Annotated in this window: 15 protein-coding genes and 1 tRNA gene; 13 read left to right on the plus strand and 3 right to left on the minus strand. The window is 70.0% G+C overall.

Annotated features, from left to right (window positions below; translation table 11 throughout):
• Window positions 1-32: 32 nt before the first annotated feature.
• The 10 genes from QFZ58_RS18115 (at window position 33) to QFZ58_RS18155 (ending at window position 9,562) form a co-directional block, all read left to right on the plus strand.
• A complete protein-coding gene (locus QFZ58_RS18115) occupies window positions 33-1,607 on the plus strand; it encodes a hypothetical protein (protein ID WP_307125937.1) in 1,575 nt (524 codons plus the stop codon).
• A gap of 1 nt (window position 1,608) precedes the next feature.
• The gene (locus tag QFZ58_RS18120) at window positions 1,609-3,690 is read left to right on the plus strand and encodes a hypothetical protein (protein WP_307125938.1); all 2,082 of its coding nucleotides are present in this window, start codon (window positions 1,609-1,611) and stop codon (window positions 3,688-3,690) included.
• 211 nt (window positions 3,691-3,901) lie between these two features.
• Entirely contained in the window at window positions 3,902-4,372 is a 471-nt protein-coding gene (locus QFZ58_RS18125) for a hypothetical protein (protein ID WP_307125939.1), read from the plus strand.
• A 15-nt stretch (window positions 4,373-4,387) separates the two neighbouring features.
• The gene (locus tag QFZ58_RS18130) at window positions 4,388-4,561 is read left to right on the plus strand and encodes a hypothetical protein (RefSeq protein ID WP_307125940.1); all 174 of its coding nucleotides are present in this window, start codon (window positions 4,388-4,390) and stop codon (window positions 4,559-4,561) included.
• Window positions 4,562-4,574: 13 nt separating this feature from the next.
• Entirely contained in the window at window positions 4,575-5,213 is a 639-nt protein-coding gene (locus tag QFZ58_RS34485; RefSeq protein WP_373428565.1) for an XF1762 family protein, read from the plus strand.
• Window positions 5,214-5,310: 97 nt separating this feature from the next.
• Window positions 5,311-6,213: a bifunctional DNA primase/polymerase gene (locus QFZ58_RS18135; RefSeq protein ID WP_307125941.1), complete on the plus strand. Its 903-nt coding sequence runs from the start codon at window positions 5,311-5,313 to the stop codon at window positions 6,211-6,213.
• Between the two features lie 155 nt (window positions 6,214-6,368).
• A complete protein-coding gene (locus QFZ58_RS18140; RefSeq protein ID WP_307125942.1) occupies window positions 6,369-6,560 on the plus strand; it encodes a hypothetical protein in 192 nt (63 codons plus the stop codon).
• A complete protein-coding gene (locus QFZ58_RS18145; protein ID WP_307125943.1) occupies window positions 6,557-7,729 on the plus strand; it encodes a DUF3631 domain-containing protein in 1,173 nt (390 codons plus the stop codon). The genes QFZ58_RS18140 and QFZ58_RS18145 overlap by 4 nt, the downstream gene beginning before the upstream one ends.
• Before the next feature lie 183 nt (window positions 7,730-7,912).
• Complete coding sequence (locus QFZ58_RS18150) at window positions 7,913-8,098, plus strand: AlpA family transcriptional regulator (RefSeq protein ID WP_307125944.1); 186 nt, start codon at window positions 7,913-7,915, stop codon at window positions 8,096-8,098.
• A 570-nt stretch (window positions 8,099-8,668) separates the two neighbouring features.
• Window positions 8,669-9,562 (plus strand): hypothetical protein, encoded by an 894-nt coding sequence (locus tag QFZ58_RS18155; RefSeq protein ID WP_307125945.1) that lies wholly within the window; start codon window positions 8,669-8,671, stop codon window positions 9,560-9,562.
• A 141-nt stretch (window positions 9,563-9,703) separates the two neighbouring features.
• On the opposite strand, the gene QFZ58_RS18160 is transcribed toward QFZ58_RS18155, so the two are convergent.
• Both QFZ58_RS18160 and QFZ58_RS18165 read right to left on the minus strand, forming a co-directional pair.
• A tRNA-Ser gene (locus QFZ58_RS18160) sits at window positions 9,704-9,788 on the minus strand.
• Between the two features lie 57 nt (window positions 9,789-9,845).
• Entirely contained in the window at window positions 9,846-11,339 is a 1,494-nt protein-coding gene (locus tag QFZ58_RS18165; protein WP_307125946.1) for a S1C family serine protease, read from the minus strand.
• A 197-nt stretch (window positions 11,340-11,536) separates the two neighbouring features.
• Between QFZ58_RS18165 and QFZ58_RS18170 the strand changes: the two genes are divergently transcribed.
• The 3 genes from QFZ58_RS18170 (at window position 11,537) to QFZ58_RS18180 (ending at window position 14,203) form a co-directional block, all read left to right on the plus strand.
• The gene (locus tag QFZ58_RS18170; protein ID WP_307125947.1) at window positions 11,537-12,364 is read left to right on the plus strand and encodes a glycerophosphodiester phosphodiesterase; all 828 of its coding nucleotides are present in this window, start codon (window positions 11,537-11,539) and stop codon (window positions 12,362-12,364) included.
• 140 nt (window positions 12,365-12,504) lie between these two features.
• The gene (locus QFZ58_RS18175; protein WP_307125948.1) at window positions 12,505-13,107 is read left to right on the plus strand and encodes an ATP-binding protein; all 603 of its coding nucleotides are present in this window, start codon (window positions 12,505-12,507) and stop codon (window positions 13,105-13,107) included.
• A gap of 130 nt (window positions 13,108-13,237) precedes the next feature.
• The gene (locus QFZ58_RS18180) at window positions 13,238-14,203 is read left to right on the plus strand and encodes a DUF5926 family protein (protein ID WP_307125949.1); all 966 of its coding nucleotides are present in this window, start codon (window positions 13,238-13,240) and stop codon (window positions 14,201-14,203) included.
• Between the two features lie 295 nt (window positions 14,204-14,498).
• Here QFZ58_RS18180 and QFZ58_RS18185 read toward each other — a convergent pair whose 3' ends face one another.
• Window positions 14,499-15,176, minus strand: coding sequence for a bifunctional DNA primase/polymerase (locus QFZ58_RS18185; protein ID WP_307125950.1), 678 nt, complete (start codon window positions 15,174-15,176; stop codon window positions 14,499-14,501).
• Between the last annotated feature and the right edge of the window lie 404 nt (window positions 15,177-15,580).

The raw sequence follows: 15,580 nt of genomic DNA on the forward strand, positions 1-15,580 counted from the left end.
GGCCCCTTACTCCGTGAAGGAGTGCACTCAGCATGACCGACACCACCATCACCCCGGTAGTGGCCCCCGAGGCCACACCGAACACCCCGCCCCCCACGCCCGAGCCCAAGCCCGCACCGGCCAAGGCGGAGGTGGAGCACACCCCGGGCGGCTGGCCGGTCGTCCCGCTCGCGGTGACCGGCACCAACGCGACCACGTCCCTGCTCGCCGCTGCCGCTCTTGTCGGAGGCCCGGCCGCGCTCGCGGTCGCAGCCACCGGCGCGGTCGTTCTCGGTACGGCCGCAGCGACCCGCAAGCACCGCGACAAGAGGAAGCTCCGCAAGGCCACCGGCCGCACGTCCCGCGCCGGGGTCGGTACCGGATCGGCTGGCCGGGCCTCCGGCCGGAGCGGATCCGGACGGGTGCCTAGCCAGGGCCGTAACGGGAACGCCGGCACCAGTAAGAGCGCAGGTCGTGGCCGGGGGAAGTCCGGTCGCGGCGCCGCCGGTTCGCTGCTCAGCTCCGGCAAGTCGACCCACCCGAAGAGCAGCCCGGGCGCCCTCGGTAGGACGTCGGCCAAGCATGCTTCCGCCGGGGCTGCCCTGGGGAAGTCGGCGGGCCGTGTGGGGCAGGTCAAGGCGCTGCGGAAGTCGGCCCGCAGCGCGCCCTCGTCCCGGTCGGGCCGCCGGTCCGAGACCACCGGGGCGCGTCGCTCTCTGGCGGATGCCCGGCGGGGCACCAAGAGCGCGGCTCGGTCGGCGTCCATGGCCCGCAAGGGACCTGTCGGCCGGTCGCTGAGCAAGGCCGCGGGCCGGGTCGGTGCGGCCAAGGGCCGGGCGATCGAGCGCAACCGGAAGGCCCGCGACCAGCGGGCCGCCGGGCAGGTCGACGCACAGCGTGACGACGTGCGGAAGGCACCGGCCAGGAAGAAGGCTCGTAAGGCCCTGTGGCGGTCCGCCGCCCGGTTCCAGGGGCGGCGCCTGTTCGCCGCTCTGCTCGCCGGAGCCCTCGGGCTGATCGGGATGGTCTCCACTCGGTTGGGCCGAAGGCTCGGTTGGGCCTGGATGCAGTACCCCGGGCGTCGCCTCTACGCCCGGATGACCCGCACTGCCGAGGAGCAGCGCGAGGAGCGGGACGACGTGATAGTCGCCGCCCTGCAGGAAGACGAAGCCGCCGCCGACCAGGAAGCGGCGGAGAGCAACGAGCAGATCAGTGACACGGCGGAGCGGCCCGAGGGGCTGACGCCGGCAGCACCCACCACCACCCCGGATGAGGGAGAGAGCGTGTCTGGTTTCCGGTTCGAGGAGTACGCCGCGGAGATGGAATCCGCGGCCGGTCAGTACGACCCCGAGAGCGCCATGGAGATCTTGGCCATGGTCGAAGGGCTCCCGGCAGCGCTCACGAGTATCGCGAACGTGATGCGGGTCCTGGCCGAGCGCGCCGACAGCGAGTTCCCGCTGGAGAAGGACGTCGCGGACGGCTTCAACGACATCTTCGGCGCCGTCATGAGCGCGGTCGCGGTTGCCGAGGACATGGGGCCGCTGTTCCGCCAGTCCCACGAACAGGACATCGCCCGCCACGAGGACCCGCGCAACGGGTCCGAAGCCGAGAAGGGATGGAACGTCTGAGATGACCACCACCACACAGGCCAACAACGGGCCGGTGTGGGACTGGGCTGCCGGTCACGGACCCGTGACCGGCGCCCTGTCCGCCACCACCGGATGCCTCGCCGTCGCCACCACCGGAGCAGCCACCGGCATGCCCGCAGGCTGGGTCCTGACCGTGGGTGCGGCTGGGGCGATCGGCCACACCATCAGCAGCCTGCGCGAACGCCTCTCCGCCCGCACCATCGCCATGCGCTCCGCCTCCTGGCTGGTCGGTGCCGGATGGACGACGTGGGCCATGACCACGGGCCCCCTGACCTGGGCTGCTCTCGGCTCTCTGGCCACGATCGGCGTCGGCATCGGCGCCGCTGCCCGCTCGACTCTTCTGTACGAGGAGGCGCGGGAGCTGGAGGCCATCGCTGCTGATGAACGTCAGGTGTCCCGCGAGCTGTCTGCGGGGCGTCGGGCGATTGCTGCGGAGTGGGTGGACCGGGTTCAGCGGGTCTGCAACCTCACGCTGCGGATCCTCGCGGTGGAGATCTGGCCCACCGGTACCGGGTTCACGATCGACGCCGAACTCCCCGCCGGCGGAACCACCTACGACCGGATCGCCCAGCACTCCGCCGCCCTGTCTGCCGACGCCCGACTCCCGCACGGCTGCACCGCGGTCGCCTCCCAGGGTGTGCATCAGGGGCGGGTGCTCATCGACGTGACCACGGTCAACGTCCTCTCTGAAGAGCGCACCTACCCGACCAACTACGGCCCGTTGTCGATCTACACCGGGATCCCGTGGGGCTACCGCACCAACGCCGAAGAGATCTGCGTGTTCCTGCGCGAGCAGTGCGCCCTGGTCGTCGGCCCCACCGGCTCCGGCAAGACGAACATGGTCCACGTCATCCTGGCCGGATTCGCCCGCACCACCGACGTCCTCACATGGGTGATCGACCTGAACGCCGGATCCGCCGGCCTCCCCTGGGCCCGCCCCGCATTCGACACCAACGGGGCCCCGATCGAGGGAGTGCGGCCAGGGGTCGACTGGCTCGCCTCGACTCACGAAGAGGCTGCTCGGATGCTCGATGCGGCCCTGGCGATCGGCATGCGCCGCAAGGTCGCCTACCAGGACCTGATGGCTGAGCGGAACACCGATCAGCTCCCCATCAGCGCGAAGATTCCCCAGATCATGCTGGTCGTGGACGAGGGTGCGGAGATCCTGACCAGCACCGACCGGTCCATGAAGGACCTCGCGAAGAAGATCCTCGAAGTGATCCGGATGCTCCGCGCCATGGGCGTGCGCACCGTCCTCACCGCGCTCGGTGCCACCGGGTCCGTGCTGGGGAATCTGATGATCCGCCGTGAGGCCAAGGCCCGGGTCTGTCTGACCGGCGGGGAAGTCGAGGGGATGGACCTGAGCAAAGTCTTCCCCGGCTCCCGCGGGCTCCGCGTGGATCAGGCCCCGTACAAGGGGGCTGGGTTCATGGGGACGCCGGAGTCGTCGGCGGCGCTGTTCAAGAACTGGCGGATCCTGCCCAACCAGATCCGCGAAATCGTCCACGCCACCACCGACATGCACCCCACCCTGGACGACGTCTCGGCCAAGGCCGGGGGCGACGCCTACGCGAACCGGTGGGCAGCGGACCGCACCGCATGGATGCGGGACGCCACCAACACACCGGCCATAGAGATCGGACAGGCCGGACGTTCCGCAGCAAGCGAGGGACTGAACCTGTCCGCGCTCCGCAGCGAGCAGGCAGCCCCAGTGACGGACGAGGACGCGACCGTGCGCGCGTTCATGGAACAGATCGACGCCCAGTTTGCGACCGCCCCGGAGCCCGGGAACGCGCCGGAGCCCCCGGCCGCGGCCTCCGGGCTGAACCTGTCCGCGCTCCGCGACGGCGACGACGAGGGCGGCCCCTCCTGGGTGGCTGACGCGGTCGCCGCGATCAAGGCGGCGGGTCCGGCCGGCATGAAGCCGTCCGCCGTCGCCGACCTCGTCCGCCGCAGCCGCCAAGCCGTACGAGCCGCGCTGAAAGCGGCGGCCGAGCGAGGCGAGCTGGTCTACCGGGACAACGGCCCGCACTCGGTCTACGTCCACCCCGATCACGCCTGAGCGGCTCACAGAGCGCTACTGGCTACTGGTTACTGGCAACTTGCCACTAGCCACTAGAAGCCCCCCCTACTGGCAACCAGAGGCTTCAACAGGGCCTTTTCCGCTTGCCAGTAACCAGTAGCCACTAACCACTACGACCACGCACCGTCACAACGCGTCGGGCGGCGCCCACCACCCCGGGTGTCGCACAACGCGTTGAAGGGAGCCCTTCGTGTACCCGGAGACCGCGTACGAGATCACCACCCTCACCCCCCAGCAGCCCACCGCACACCCCGCGATGCTGCCGACCGAGATCCCGCCCGGAGTGCAGATGGTCACCCTCCCCGGCGGCATCCGCACCCTCGCCTACACCCCGCAGCAAGCCCCGCCCGCGCCGCCGGTCCCGGTCACGCAGCCGATCCCGACATGGGCCAAGACCACTGCCCTGCTCACGCCGACGATCGGCGGGGGCGTCGCTGCCGCCGGAATCGGACTCTCCTACGCAGCCCCGGGACTGATCGCCATGAGTGAAGCCCTCTGGGCCGCCGTCGCCCTCATCGCCGCCGCAGCCATCGGCGTCCCCATGCTCCTGCGGCTCGGCCGCACCGCGGCTGGCACCGGACGCGGCACGACGCACATCACGCAGAACATCAGCGCGACCGGGATGTTCGGCAAGGCCACCGGCACCATCAACCACCACTAACCCCGGGGGTCGGTCGTGCCGCTCCTGGACTGGCGGGACGCCCGCCACTTCGACGCCACCCGGAACCTGCCGTGCGTGCTCTGCGGCAAACCCACCCCCATGCGCAGCCACGACCGCGAACCGGTCCACAAGGTCTGCGCCGAGGACTGGTGCGACCACGACCCCCACTCCAACCGCTTCCACAACTGACGGGAGCTATCCGGTGTCCCATTCCCGACTGATCATCGTCCCCCTGTCATTCCACGAAGCGTGCTCGACGATCGACCAATTCCATCGCCATCACACGCGTCCACAGGGCTGGAAGTTCGGATGGGGTGTCACGACTCCAGACGGCCAACTAGTCGGGGCTGCAACGGCAGGACGTCCCGTCGCGCGCGCCCTGTGGGACGGCTTCACCCTGGAGGTCACCCGCGTAGCCACCAACGGCACTCCCAACGCCTGCTCCGCCCTCTACGCAGCTGCTTGGAAGACCGCGTCAGCTGCCGGGTACTACCGCCTGATCACCTACACCCAGCACGGCGAACCCGGCACAAGCCTCCGTGCGGCCGGGTGGCGCCGGACAGCGGTCCTGCGACCTCGAAAGGGCTGGGACGCCCCGTCCCGGCACCGATCAGATCGCGGCACGGACGGTATAGGCCGCTACCTCTGGGAGCAGTCACGGAGCACGGCACCCGCCCTGCCTCTGGCCGAACTGCGTAACGCAATTCGAAACGAAAACACATGCGCAGCCAACGACTGCAGTAATGCCCTTGCACAAGCCTCACGCGGTCGGCCCGCCCTGTTTTGCTCCCCCGCTTGCCGTGTCCGCGCCCACCGCGCGCGCCACAACAAGCCCGCCTGAACTCCACTGGACCTGAAAGGGCGGCCCCTGTCTCACGCCAATGATCCGGGGCCGCCCTCGTCCAGCAGCTCACTCACGAGAACTGGAGAACTCCAGCATGACCCATCACGCCCCATCCACGCTGCTGTCCGCAGCCTTACAAGCCGCCGAGCGCGGCTGGCACGTCTTCCCGCTCCGGCCCGCCGACAAGCGCCCCGCGCTCCACGGTCAATCCGTCTGCCCCCTGATCGGGGACTGCGCGGGTGGTCACTGCAAGTGGGAAGACCGGGCCACCACCGACCCGGACCGCATCTGCCGAGCCTGGGCCGACCGGCCGTTCAACATCGGCATCGCCACCGGCCCGTCCGGGCTCGTCGTCGTCGACCTCGACATGTTCAAGCAGAAGAGCAGCACAGGCACGCCTTGCGGCGTGACGACCTTTGGGGCGCTCTGCGAGCGCGCCGGCCAGGCCGTCCCGACCACCTACCGGACCCGGACCCCGAGCGGCGGAGAGCACCTCTACTTCACCGCCCGGCCCGGAATCCGGCTGGGCAACACAGCGGGCACCCTGGCACCCCTGGTGGACACAAGGGCATGGGGCGGATACGTCGTCGCGGCCGGCAGCACCACACCATCCGGCCCCTACGAGGTCACCGACCCGTCTCCGATCGTGCCCCTGCCTGACTGGCTGCTCAGCCTGCTCACCCCATCCCGTCCCGCACCTGCCGGACCACTGGTTGCGCCTGTTGTCAGTGGGACGCGCGCCGCCCGGGCCGCGCTGGAGCGTGAGTGCCAGCAGGTCGTCGCCGCACCGGAGAGGAAGGGCAACAACACACTCAACCGGTGCGCCTTCAAGGTGGGGCGCTTCGTCGCATGGGGCGACCTCGCCCGACACGAGGTAGAAGCAGCCTTCCAAGGAGCGGGAGAGGCCCGGGGACTCACCGCTGCCGAGTGCCGCGCCACGATCCGCAGTGCCCTGGACAGCTCCATTCGCACCGCCCGGCCCCGGGAGACGGCATGAGCACCCCTCCTCGCCCTCACTTGGAAGGCCAACCCGCACCCCCACCCGGTCTCAGCCTCGCCGAACCTACGCCGGCCACATCCGGCAGTGGTGCGGCGAAGGTCGTCGCCGAAGGCGTCCGCGTTGCTGTTCTCCCTGACCCGCGCACGGTCACTGTGACCGGTATCCAGCCCGGTCTGAGCCTGCGCGGACTCGGCCGCAACGAATTCCCCGTGGCGGACTGGCTGTGCACCTGCGGCCAGCACGAACGGGCCCGGGGGCGCCGCGCCGTCATCGAGCTGAACGCCCGCGCAACCCTCGGGCACTGCCCCCACACCACCACCCAGACCAGGAGGACCGCCGCATGACCGCGACGCCCACCCCGCCCATCGACGGCGCCGCCCTCCTCGACGAAGTCGAGACGTTCCACCGCCGATTCAACGTCTTCCCCCGCGAGGCCGCCTACGTGGCCGTCGCACTCTGGGACGCACACGCGCACCTCCTGGACGCGTTCGACTCCACCCCGCGCCTCGCCTTCCTCTCCCCGGAACCCGGGTCGGGGAAGTCCCGAGGGCTGGAGATCGTGGAGACGTTGACCCCGAATCCCATGGTCGCGGTCAACGCGAGTGCTGCCGCACTGTTCCGGGCAGTCTCCAGCTCAGAGGGACGGCCCACGATCCTCTTCGACGAGATCGATACCGTCTTCGGCCCCAAGGCGGGGGACAACGAGGAACTCCGCGGCTTCCTGAACGCCGGCCATCGCCGCTCCGGGGTCACCTACCGGTGCATTGGAGACGGCGGCAACCAGAGTGTGCAGGCCTTCCCGTCCTACACCGCCGTGGCGGTCGCCGGGCTCGGCTCCCTCCCGGACACGATCCTGACCCGCTCCGTCATCATCCGCATGCGGCGCCGGGCCAGGAACGAGAAGGTCGAAGCGTTCCGGCAGCGGATCCACGAGAAGGAAGGCAACGCGCTGCGCGACCGCCTCGCCATCTGGGCCGACCAGGTGCGCGAGCAGATCACCGGAGCATGGCCCGACATGCCCGACGGAGTCACCGACCGGCCCGCCGACGTTTGGGAACCGCTCCTCGCCGTCGCCGACGCGGCCGGTGGCGACTGGCCCGCACGCGCCCGCAAGGCTTGTGTGGAACTGGTCGCCGCCGCCCAGGTCGACGACAAAGGCTCTCTCGGAATCCGGCTCCTGACCGACCTGCGCGACCACGTCATGGTCGGCGTAGACCGGCTCCCCACCATCGCCGTCATCGACCGCCTGAACGCACTCGATGACGCCCCCTGGGCCGACATGGGAGGTCGCCCGCTGGACTCACGCCGCCTGTCGAAGATGCTCCGCGAGTACATGACCGGCGACAACGAACCGATCGTGACCCGCAACATTCGCACCGCCGGCGGCATCCTCAAGGGCTACTTCGCCGCCGACCTGGCCGACGCATGGGCCCGATACTGCCCGCCCGCCCGCCAGCAAGCGCTACATCCGCTACATCCGCTACACCCCAGCTCAGAAGGGGTGCCCGCGTAGCGGCAACCCACAGATGTAGCGGCTACGCCCCCGACCCCGTTCAGGCGCGTAGCCGCTACATCGCGCACGTCCGCTACACAAAACAACCCGCTGACCTGCGATGTAGCGGATGTAGCGGATGTAGCGGACTTCCCAGGAGGGGGCCGAGGAGCCCCAAGCCACTTCCCCAAAGGAGTGCACCGCATGGCACGCCCGCAGATGCTCAAGCTCCCCGAAGTCCTCGCCGAGCTCAACATGAGCCGCGCCGCTTTCTACCGTCTGCGCGCACGAGGCCTCGCCCCCAGGCTCATAAAGCTCCCCAACCACCAGGTACGTGTACGCCGCGCCGACCTTGACGCTTGGCTCGCCAGGTACGAGGAAGCCGCCTGAGTCCACACCGACCAGATCAGAGAGGGCCCGCCAAGGCGGGCCCTCTCTCCATGGAGAGACATGCTCACCTTCGACGTCGTCATCTGGTCCATCCGGCAACGCAAAAGCCGTCCGAAGCCCTGGGAGCTCCGCTGGCGGGTCGGAGCCGAGGGCCACTCAAAGAGCTTCACCCTGAAACCGCAGGCAGACGGTCGCCGCTCTCAACTCATGGCCGCTCTTCGGGCGGGGCAGCAGTTCGACGAGGAAACCGGGCTCCCGGAGAAGGAGCTTGCCGCCCTTGCGATGCCTACGTGGTACGAACACGCCAAGGCATACGCCCTGATGAAGTGGCCTGGAGCGGCGGCGAAGCACCGAGCAAGTATCGCGGAATCTCTATCAGTCGTAACGCCCGTCTTCACGGCTGCCACCGGCACCCGCCCTGATGCCCGCGTGCTCCGTGCCGCTCTCTATCAGTGGGCGTTTCGAGCCGTGAACGGACCGAAGAACCTGCTCCTCTCCCGAGCCGACGCCCAAGTACCCCCCGACGACGTCCAGAAAGCGTTGGAGTGGGTGGGTCAGCATTCGATGCGAGTGGACGAAGCAGCGAAGCCGGAGCACGTGCGCGCGGCGCTGACGGCTCTCTCCAGACTGCTGAACGGGAAGACCGCGGCGGAGAACACCGCGAACCGCAAACGCATGGTGCTGAGCAACGCCTTCCGATACGCGGTTGAGGAGCGAGCACTCCTCACGCGTCACCCGTTCCTGTCCGTGGACTGGGCAGCTCCCAAGACTTCGGACGAAGTCGACTTCCGTTGGGTGCCCGGCCCTCGGCTCGCTAGGACGCTGCTCGCTGCCGTGGCAGAGCAGGGCAACCGTGGCCAACATCTGGAGGCGTTCTTCGGGGCCGTCTACTACGTGGCAACGCGCCCTGGTGAGGCCGTGGCGCTGCGGGAGTCGGATTTCCTCCTGCCCCCGGAGAGCGACCCGGAGGCCTGGGGGGAAGTGCTGGTGTCAGAAAGTCATCCCGAGGTTGGGGGCGGCTGGACCGACAGCGGGAAGCCGCACGACGAGCGCGGCCTGAAGCACCGGGCGCGGAAGGCCGTACGCAGCGTCCCCGTCCCGCCGGTCTACGTCCGCATGGTCCGCTCCCATATCGAGCGCTTCGGTGTCGCGCCGGACGGCCGGTTGTTCCGGGCGGCACGTGGCGGACGCCTCACCTCGAACGAGTACTCCGAGGTCTGGAGCGAGGCCCGCAAGGCCGTGCTCAGCGAACAGGAGCTGCGCACCCCGATTGCGGACGTCCCATACGCCCTGCGGCACGCCGCGATCTCACTGTGGATCAAGTCCGGCATGGACCCGGTGGAGGCAGCCTCCCGCGCCGGCCACAGCCTCGCGGTGCTCTACCGGTTCTACGCCAAGCTCCTCAAGGGCGGATCAGCGGCGGTTAATCGGCTCGTTGAGCTGGGGCTTCGCGCCGAGGAGTAGGGACCATCCTGGCCCGCGCATGGCCCACACGCCCTGGTCAGCACCGGGAATCAGGGGCACGGGGTGAGACAAGGTGAGAACAGAGGGCGGGCCTCCGTACTGGAGACCCGCCCTCTGACCTGCTACTTCTCTGACCTGCTGCGGTGGGTGTGGGATTTGAACCCACGGTGACTCGCGCCACGACGGTTTTCAAGACCGTTCCCTTAGGCCGCTCGGGCAACCCACCCCGCGCCGTCGGATCCGGCAGCCGGGTCCGGCTCGACGCGAAGGACAGCCTAGCCGGTCAGCTGTCGCCCTTGCGCTCGCCCAGGGTGAGTTCGGCCGTCGCCGTCCTGCCGTCGCGCTTGTAGGTGATGGTGACCTTGTCGCCCGGCTTGTGGGTCCAGATCTCGCCGATCAGGGTCGGCCCGCTCTCGACCACCGTGTCGTTGAACTTGGTGATCACGTCACCGGCCTTCAGCCCTGCCTGTGCGGCGGGGCCGTTCGGTGTGACGGCGGGGGTGCCGCCCGCGCCCTGGTCGGAGATGACGGCGCCGCCGGTCTTCTCCTCCATCGTCACCGTGGCACCGATGACGGGGTAGACGGGCTGGCCGGTCTTGATCAGCTGCTCGGCGACGTTCTTCGCCTGGTTGACCGGGATGGCGAAGCCGAGGCCGATGGAGCCCGCCTGCGACTGGCCCACGCCGCCTCCGCTGGTCGACTGGATGGCGGAGTTGATGCCGATGACCGCGCCACCCGCGTCCAGCAGCGGGCCCCCGGAGTTGCCCGGGTTGATCGAGGCGTCCGTCTGCAGGGCGCTCATGTACGAGTTCTTGTTGCTGGAGCCGTCACCGGAGGCCACAGGGCGGTCCTTCGCGCTGATGATGCCGGTGGTGACCGTGTTGGACAGGCCGAACGGCGCGCCGATCGCGATGGTGGAATCGCCCACCGCGACCTTGTCCGAATCGCCGAGGGGCAGCGGAGTCAGTCCGTCGGGTGCGTTCTTCAGCTTCAGCACCGCCACGTCGTAACCCTGTGCCCGGCCGACCACTTCGGCGTCGTACTTCTTGCCGTCCGAGAACGTCGCGGTCAGCTGGCCGCTGTCCGCCGCCGAGGCCACCACGTGGTTGTTCGTGAGGATGTGGCCTTCCTTGTCGTACACGAAACCGGTGCCCGTACCGCCCTCGCCGTCACCGGACTGCGCGTCGATGGTCACGACACTGGGCAGTGCCTGCGCCGCCACGCCCGCCACCGTGCCGGCGGCGCGCTTGAAGTCCTTGGGGCTGTTGGAGGCCGCGACCGTGGTCGAACCCGACGAGGAGCCGTCGCTGCTGTCGGCTGCCCAGAAGCCGAGGGCCCCGCCGATGCCACCTGCGACGAGGGCGGCCACCGCCACCGCGGCGACCAGGCCGTTCGCGCGGCGCTTGCGCGGCGGTTCGGGCGCCGACGGTGCCGGGGCACCCCACTCCGCGGTGCCGCCGCCGTCCGCGTAGGCCGGGACCGCAGGCGGCGGCGGGGGCCAGGCGGCCGAACCGGCGGGGGGCTGCGGCGGAGCCGGGGGCAGGTGGGGCTGCTGCTGGTGGTGGTCGAAGGGGGACTCGGCGCCGTGGGGGTGCGTCGCGCCCGGAACCTGGGCGGTGGGCGCGTCCACGGGGGTCGCCGGGGCGGCGGCGCCGGACGCGGGCGGGGACCCCTGCGGGGTGCCCTCAGGAGCGGCAGCCGGCACGGGAGGTACGGACGGAACAGACGGTACGGACGCAGCCGCGTTGTCCTCGTTGCCCTCGTTCTCGGTGCTCACAGCTCTTTACTCCTCGGTTCCACTCGGCATTCGGCAAGAGATCCGCTGTGCACGTGTCTGCGGTCAGCTTTTCCCACAGCACGTCAGGCCACGGTAAGCAGGACCTGTGCATCCGCACACCAATCTTTACATCAGGCAAAACGGTCCGACCTGACATGGTGCCGACCTCCGTCGCGTCACGGTGACACCATGTGCCCGTGACCCACGCACGTCTACCCGCCCAGCAGCGTCCCATCCAGGTCATCGCGCACCGCGGAGCCTCGGACGACGCCCCCGAGCACACCCTGGCCGCGTATCGGAAGGCCATCGAGGACGGCGCCGACGCCCTGGAGTGCGACGTCCGTCTCACCGCGGACGGTCAGCTCGTCTGCGTGCACGACCGCAGGGTGAACCGCACGTCCAACGGCCGGGGAGCCGTCTCCGCGCTGGAGCTCGCCGACCTGGCCGCGCTCGACTTCGGTTCCTGGAAGGACCGCGAGGAGTCCCCGGACTGGGATCCGGTGCCGGGTGAGCTCACCTCCGTACTCACCCTGGAACGGCTCCTCGACCTGTTCACCGAGGTACGGGCCACCGGGCGTCCGCTGCAGCTCGCGATCGAGACCAAGCACCCGACCCGCTGGGCCGGCCAGGTCGAGGAACGGCTTCTCCACCTGCTCAGGCGCTACGGACTGGACGAGCCGCCGGCCGACGGGCCGCCACCGGTGCGCGTCATGAGCTTCTCCGCCCGGTCCCTGTACCGCGTCAGGGCTGCCGCCCCCGCCCTGCCCACCGTCTTCCTGCTGCAGTTCGTCTCACCGCGGCTGCGCGACGGACGGCTGCCGGCCGGTGCGCGGATCGCCGGGCCAGGGATGCGGATCGTACGCAATCACCCCGGATACATCGATCGCCTGCACCGCGCCGGCCACCGGGTGCATGTGTGGACCGTGAACGAACCGGCGGACGTGGAGCTCTGCGTGCGCCTGGGAGTGGAAGCAATCATCACGAACCGCCCGAAACAGGTGCTTTCACAACTAGGCCGTTCTTAACATCAGTTACCAGGAGTGCACCGGCGCATTCGCTCCGCATCCGATCGTTACGAGTGCATCACTGACAGGGCTTTGGCCGGTTTCCGGCGGAGTCCAGAAGGGCATCCAATCCCTGGCGTGGGGCAAAGGAGGTCTCGGGGGTGGCGTTTGTGGTGGCACAAGAAGTGCCCGCGTCGTCGAGCATGGCCGTACCCCATGGTCCTGCGGGTGTGGGACAGGCGCGGCACCGCATGCGGGAGCAGCTGCGCAGCAACGGGGTATCGGACTCGGTGGTCGACGACGCAGTCCTGATCCTTTCCGAACTTCTCAGCAACGCCTGCCGGCACGGCAGGCCGCTGGGCCGGCACACGGACGTCGGTGACGGCGACATCCGCGCCGCCTGGCGCGTGGACAGGGCGGGCGACCTCACCGTCGAGGTCACCGACGGCGGCGGTCCGACCAGACCGGTCCCGGCAACCCCCTCGGTCACCGCACGCGGTGGACGCGGGCTCAACATCATCAGCGCCCTCGCCCGGGAATGGGGCGTACGGGACGACGCCGCGGGTGAGGTCACCGTCTGGGCGCTGGTCTCCGGGCACCATGGGCAGAAGGCCTGCGGGACACGCACCGCGGCCCCCGGCCACGCGGGCGCCGGCCGCCGCGAGGCGGGCGGGCTGGGCGGCCTGGGCGGACTCGCCGGGCTAGGTTCCCTGGGCGGGCTGGACTTCTCCGAAGTTCTCGAGGCCTTCGACGACGTGGGCTGAGCGCGGGAGCGGAGGCGGGCCGCGCCGGGTCGGGTCCCGGCCGGGCGCGGAGCAGGTGTCCTCGGACGGCGACGGGGACGGCTAGGCTCGCGCCCGAGACCGCACTGTCGCAATCGGGAGATCGCCCACCATGGCCAAGAAGCGCCCTCAGTCCAAGGCCGGGAAGCCGCAGCTCAAGGACGGTGAGATTCCGGTCGTCGGGGCTCGCGAACCCTGCCCGTGCGGGTCCGGCCGTCGTTACAAGGCATGTCACGGACGCGCCGCCGCCCATGCGGTGACCGAGCTGGTCCAGCGCCCGTTCGAGGGACTGGCCGGTGAGTGCGACTGGGTCGCCCTGCGCGAACTCGTCCCCGCGGCCACGGTCGAACTGACGCTGAAGGGCGGGCTGCCCGAGGGTGTTCCGTCGGTGTCGCTCGCGACCGTCCTGCCGATGGCCTGGCCGGCACTGCGCCGTGACGACGGTTCGATCCTGCTCGCCCTGCAGAACGACACCTCGTCGGGCGACCTCAGCCGGGACCTCGCGGACACCCTCCGGCGGGCGCTCGACGCGGAACCCGGCTCGCCGGTCGCCGCTCGCCGCGTCCCCGCCGACGGCCCGCGCCTGCAGGACCTTCTCGACCCGGACGCCGCCTTCGAGCCGGTCGTGCACTCCGGCTTCGAGTTCTGGGTGCCGGACGCGGAGAACGCCTCCGCCGAGGTGTCCGCATCCCTCGAACGCGCCAATGCGGCGGCCATCCCGACCACGCTGCTCTCCGGCGTGGACGCCGCCTACTGGTGCGAGACGCCCGAGAAGAACCACCTCCGCTGGGTCATGCCGCACCCGGAGGAGCAGCTCCTGGACGCCCTCGCCCGGCTGCACGCGGCAGGCACGTCCTCGCTCGGCGAGGGCACCCGCCTCGTAGGCTCCTTCCGCGCACACGGGCTGATGGTTCCGGTGTGGGACCTGCCGAGCACGATGGGCGCCGAGGAGTGTGAGAAGCCGGCCGCACAGTTCGCGGAGCGGCTCGCCGGGGCACTCGCCTCGGACGCCCCGCTCACGGGCGAGGAGCGCCGGGCACGGGGTGGGCTCACCAACCGCCAAGTGACGCTCAGCTGACAGTGACGAGAGCCGGGGCCGGCTCGTGACTCCTGTCACAACTCCCCGTACTCACGGGTAAATCGCTGTCCCCAAAGGCGAGATCGAATTTGCTCAGGGCAGATCTCTTGTTACCGTTCTGGAAGCCCGGTCGCTGGTGCATCCCCCGTCGCCAGCGATCGGGCGTCCTCATGTCCGGGCACGAACAGCCGGGGCGCACGCCGGAGCACCGGTGGTTCGGCGCCGCTGTGGCCCGCCCACCGGTGCTCCCGGTCTTCCTTGTACGGCGCGTGCGCCCGTTCTGTCGCGGCGCCGGTCAGTACGTCAGCCGGCTCCCGCCGTCCGGAGCGCTGTTGCTCGCTTCCACGAGTGCGTCCAGGACCGACTCCACGTCCGGGAGCCATGGCTCCCCACCGTCGGACGACGGCGGTCGCACCCATCGCACCTGCCCCGTACCGATCTCCGAAGGGGGCAGGACGAGATAGCCGCCCTCTCCGTGGAAGCGCAGCGAACCGGGCACCCGGTCCTGGGCGTGCAGCAGCTCGCCCAGCCGTTCCAGGGTGTACGGGGCGACGAGCACGGACCAGCGGGTGGGGGTCGCCACCACGGGCCCGAGCCTCAGTCCCATGCCGTCGAGCGCGGTCAGCGCCCGGGCGCCCGCCACCGCGGGCAGGCTCAGTGCGCAGGGTGCCCGGCCACCGGTGGCCAGTACGACGGGGGCCGCGGGCCGGCTGGTCCACCACCAGCGCACCATGCGGGTGTCGGTGGTCGCCGCGAGGAGACCGGGGTCGAAGGGGTGTGCGCCGGGTACGGCGCACTCGGGGTCGGGACAGGCACAGCCGCGGCCGCGTTCGCCACGTACTCCGGAGACCGCAAGGCCTGCTCCGGGCAGTACGGGCCACTTCCAGGCGGTGGCGCAGGTGAGCGCCGCGTCGAGCTGAGCGGAACTCCCCTCGCGTCGGGGCCTGCGTCGCCTTCCGAGGATCTCGCGCATGAGCGCTCGTTCCTTTCCGTTGAACGCCAGGGTTCACATTCACACCACGCGTCCGTTACTCCACGCGTGTGTTACTTCACTGTGCGTACGTGCTCATCAGGTCTGCGGTACGGACGATCAGTCGGTGCCGAGCGTGAGCCGATCCGAACAGAGTGGAACCGAAACAGATGGAGCTGAACCGAGTTGGACAGAGCCGAGTCCGGTCAGAACGTCGCGCGGGCGGCGTGCGCTTCGCGCGTGCCGTCCCTGGTGCAAACCCCGCCGCTCGCGGGTCGGGGTGCGGTCGTCACGGGTGAGGACGCCCGGGCACACTGTCGGGTTCCGGGGCGATCGCAACTGCCCCTGGCCATCAACGATTACGTACCCAGCATGACCGGAATGACGCGCCCTCCGGCACTTCACCC

The organism is Streptomyces sp. B1I3 (assembly GCF_030816615.1).
Classification (GTDB): domain Bacteria; phylum Actinomycetota; class Actinomycetes; order Streptomycetales; family Streptomycetaceae; genus Streptomyces.

What these genes read in the sequence shown, in the direction of transcription:
- QFZ58_RS18145 (WP_307125943.1), top strand. Translation starts at nt 6,557, where the DNA reads ATGACCGCGACGCCCACCCCGCCCATCGACGGCGCCGCCCTCCTCGAC.
- QFZ58_RS18115 (WP_307125937.1), top strand. Translation starts at nt 33, where the DNA reads ATGACCGACACCACCATCACCCCGGTAGTGGCCCCCGAGGCCACACCG.
- QFZ58_RS18150 (WP_307125944.1), top strand. Translation starts at nt 7,913, where the DNA reads ATGGCACGCCCGCAGATGCTCAAGCTCCCCGAAGTCCTCGCCGAGCTC.
- QFZ58_RS18120 (WP_307125938.1), top strand. Translation starts at nt 1,609, where the DNA reads ATGACCACCACCACACAGGCCAACAACGGGCCGGTGTGGGACTGGGCT.
- QFZ58_RS18185 (WP_307125950.1), bottom strand. Translation starts at nt 15,176, where the DNA reads ATGCGCGAGATCCTCGGAAGGCGACGCAGGCCCCGACGCGAGGGGAGT.
- QFZ58_RS18135 (WP_307125941.1), top strand. Translation starts at nt 5,311, where the DNA reads ATGACCCATCACGCCCCATCCACGCTGCTGTCCGCAGCCTTACAAGCC.
- QFZ58_RS18180 (WP_307125949.1), top strand. Translation starts at nt 13,238, where the DNA reads ATGGCCAAGAAGCGCCCTCAGTCCAAGGCCGGGAAGCCGCAGCTCAAG.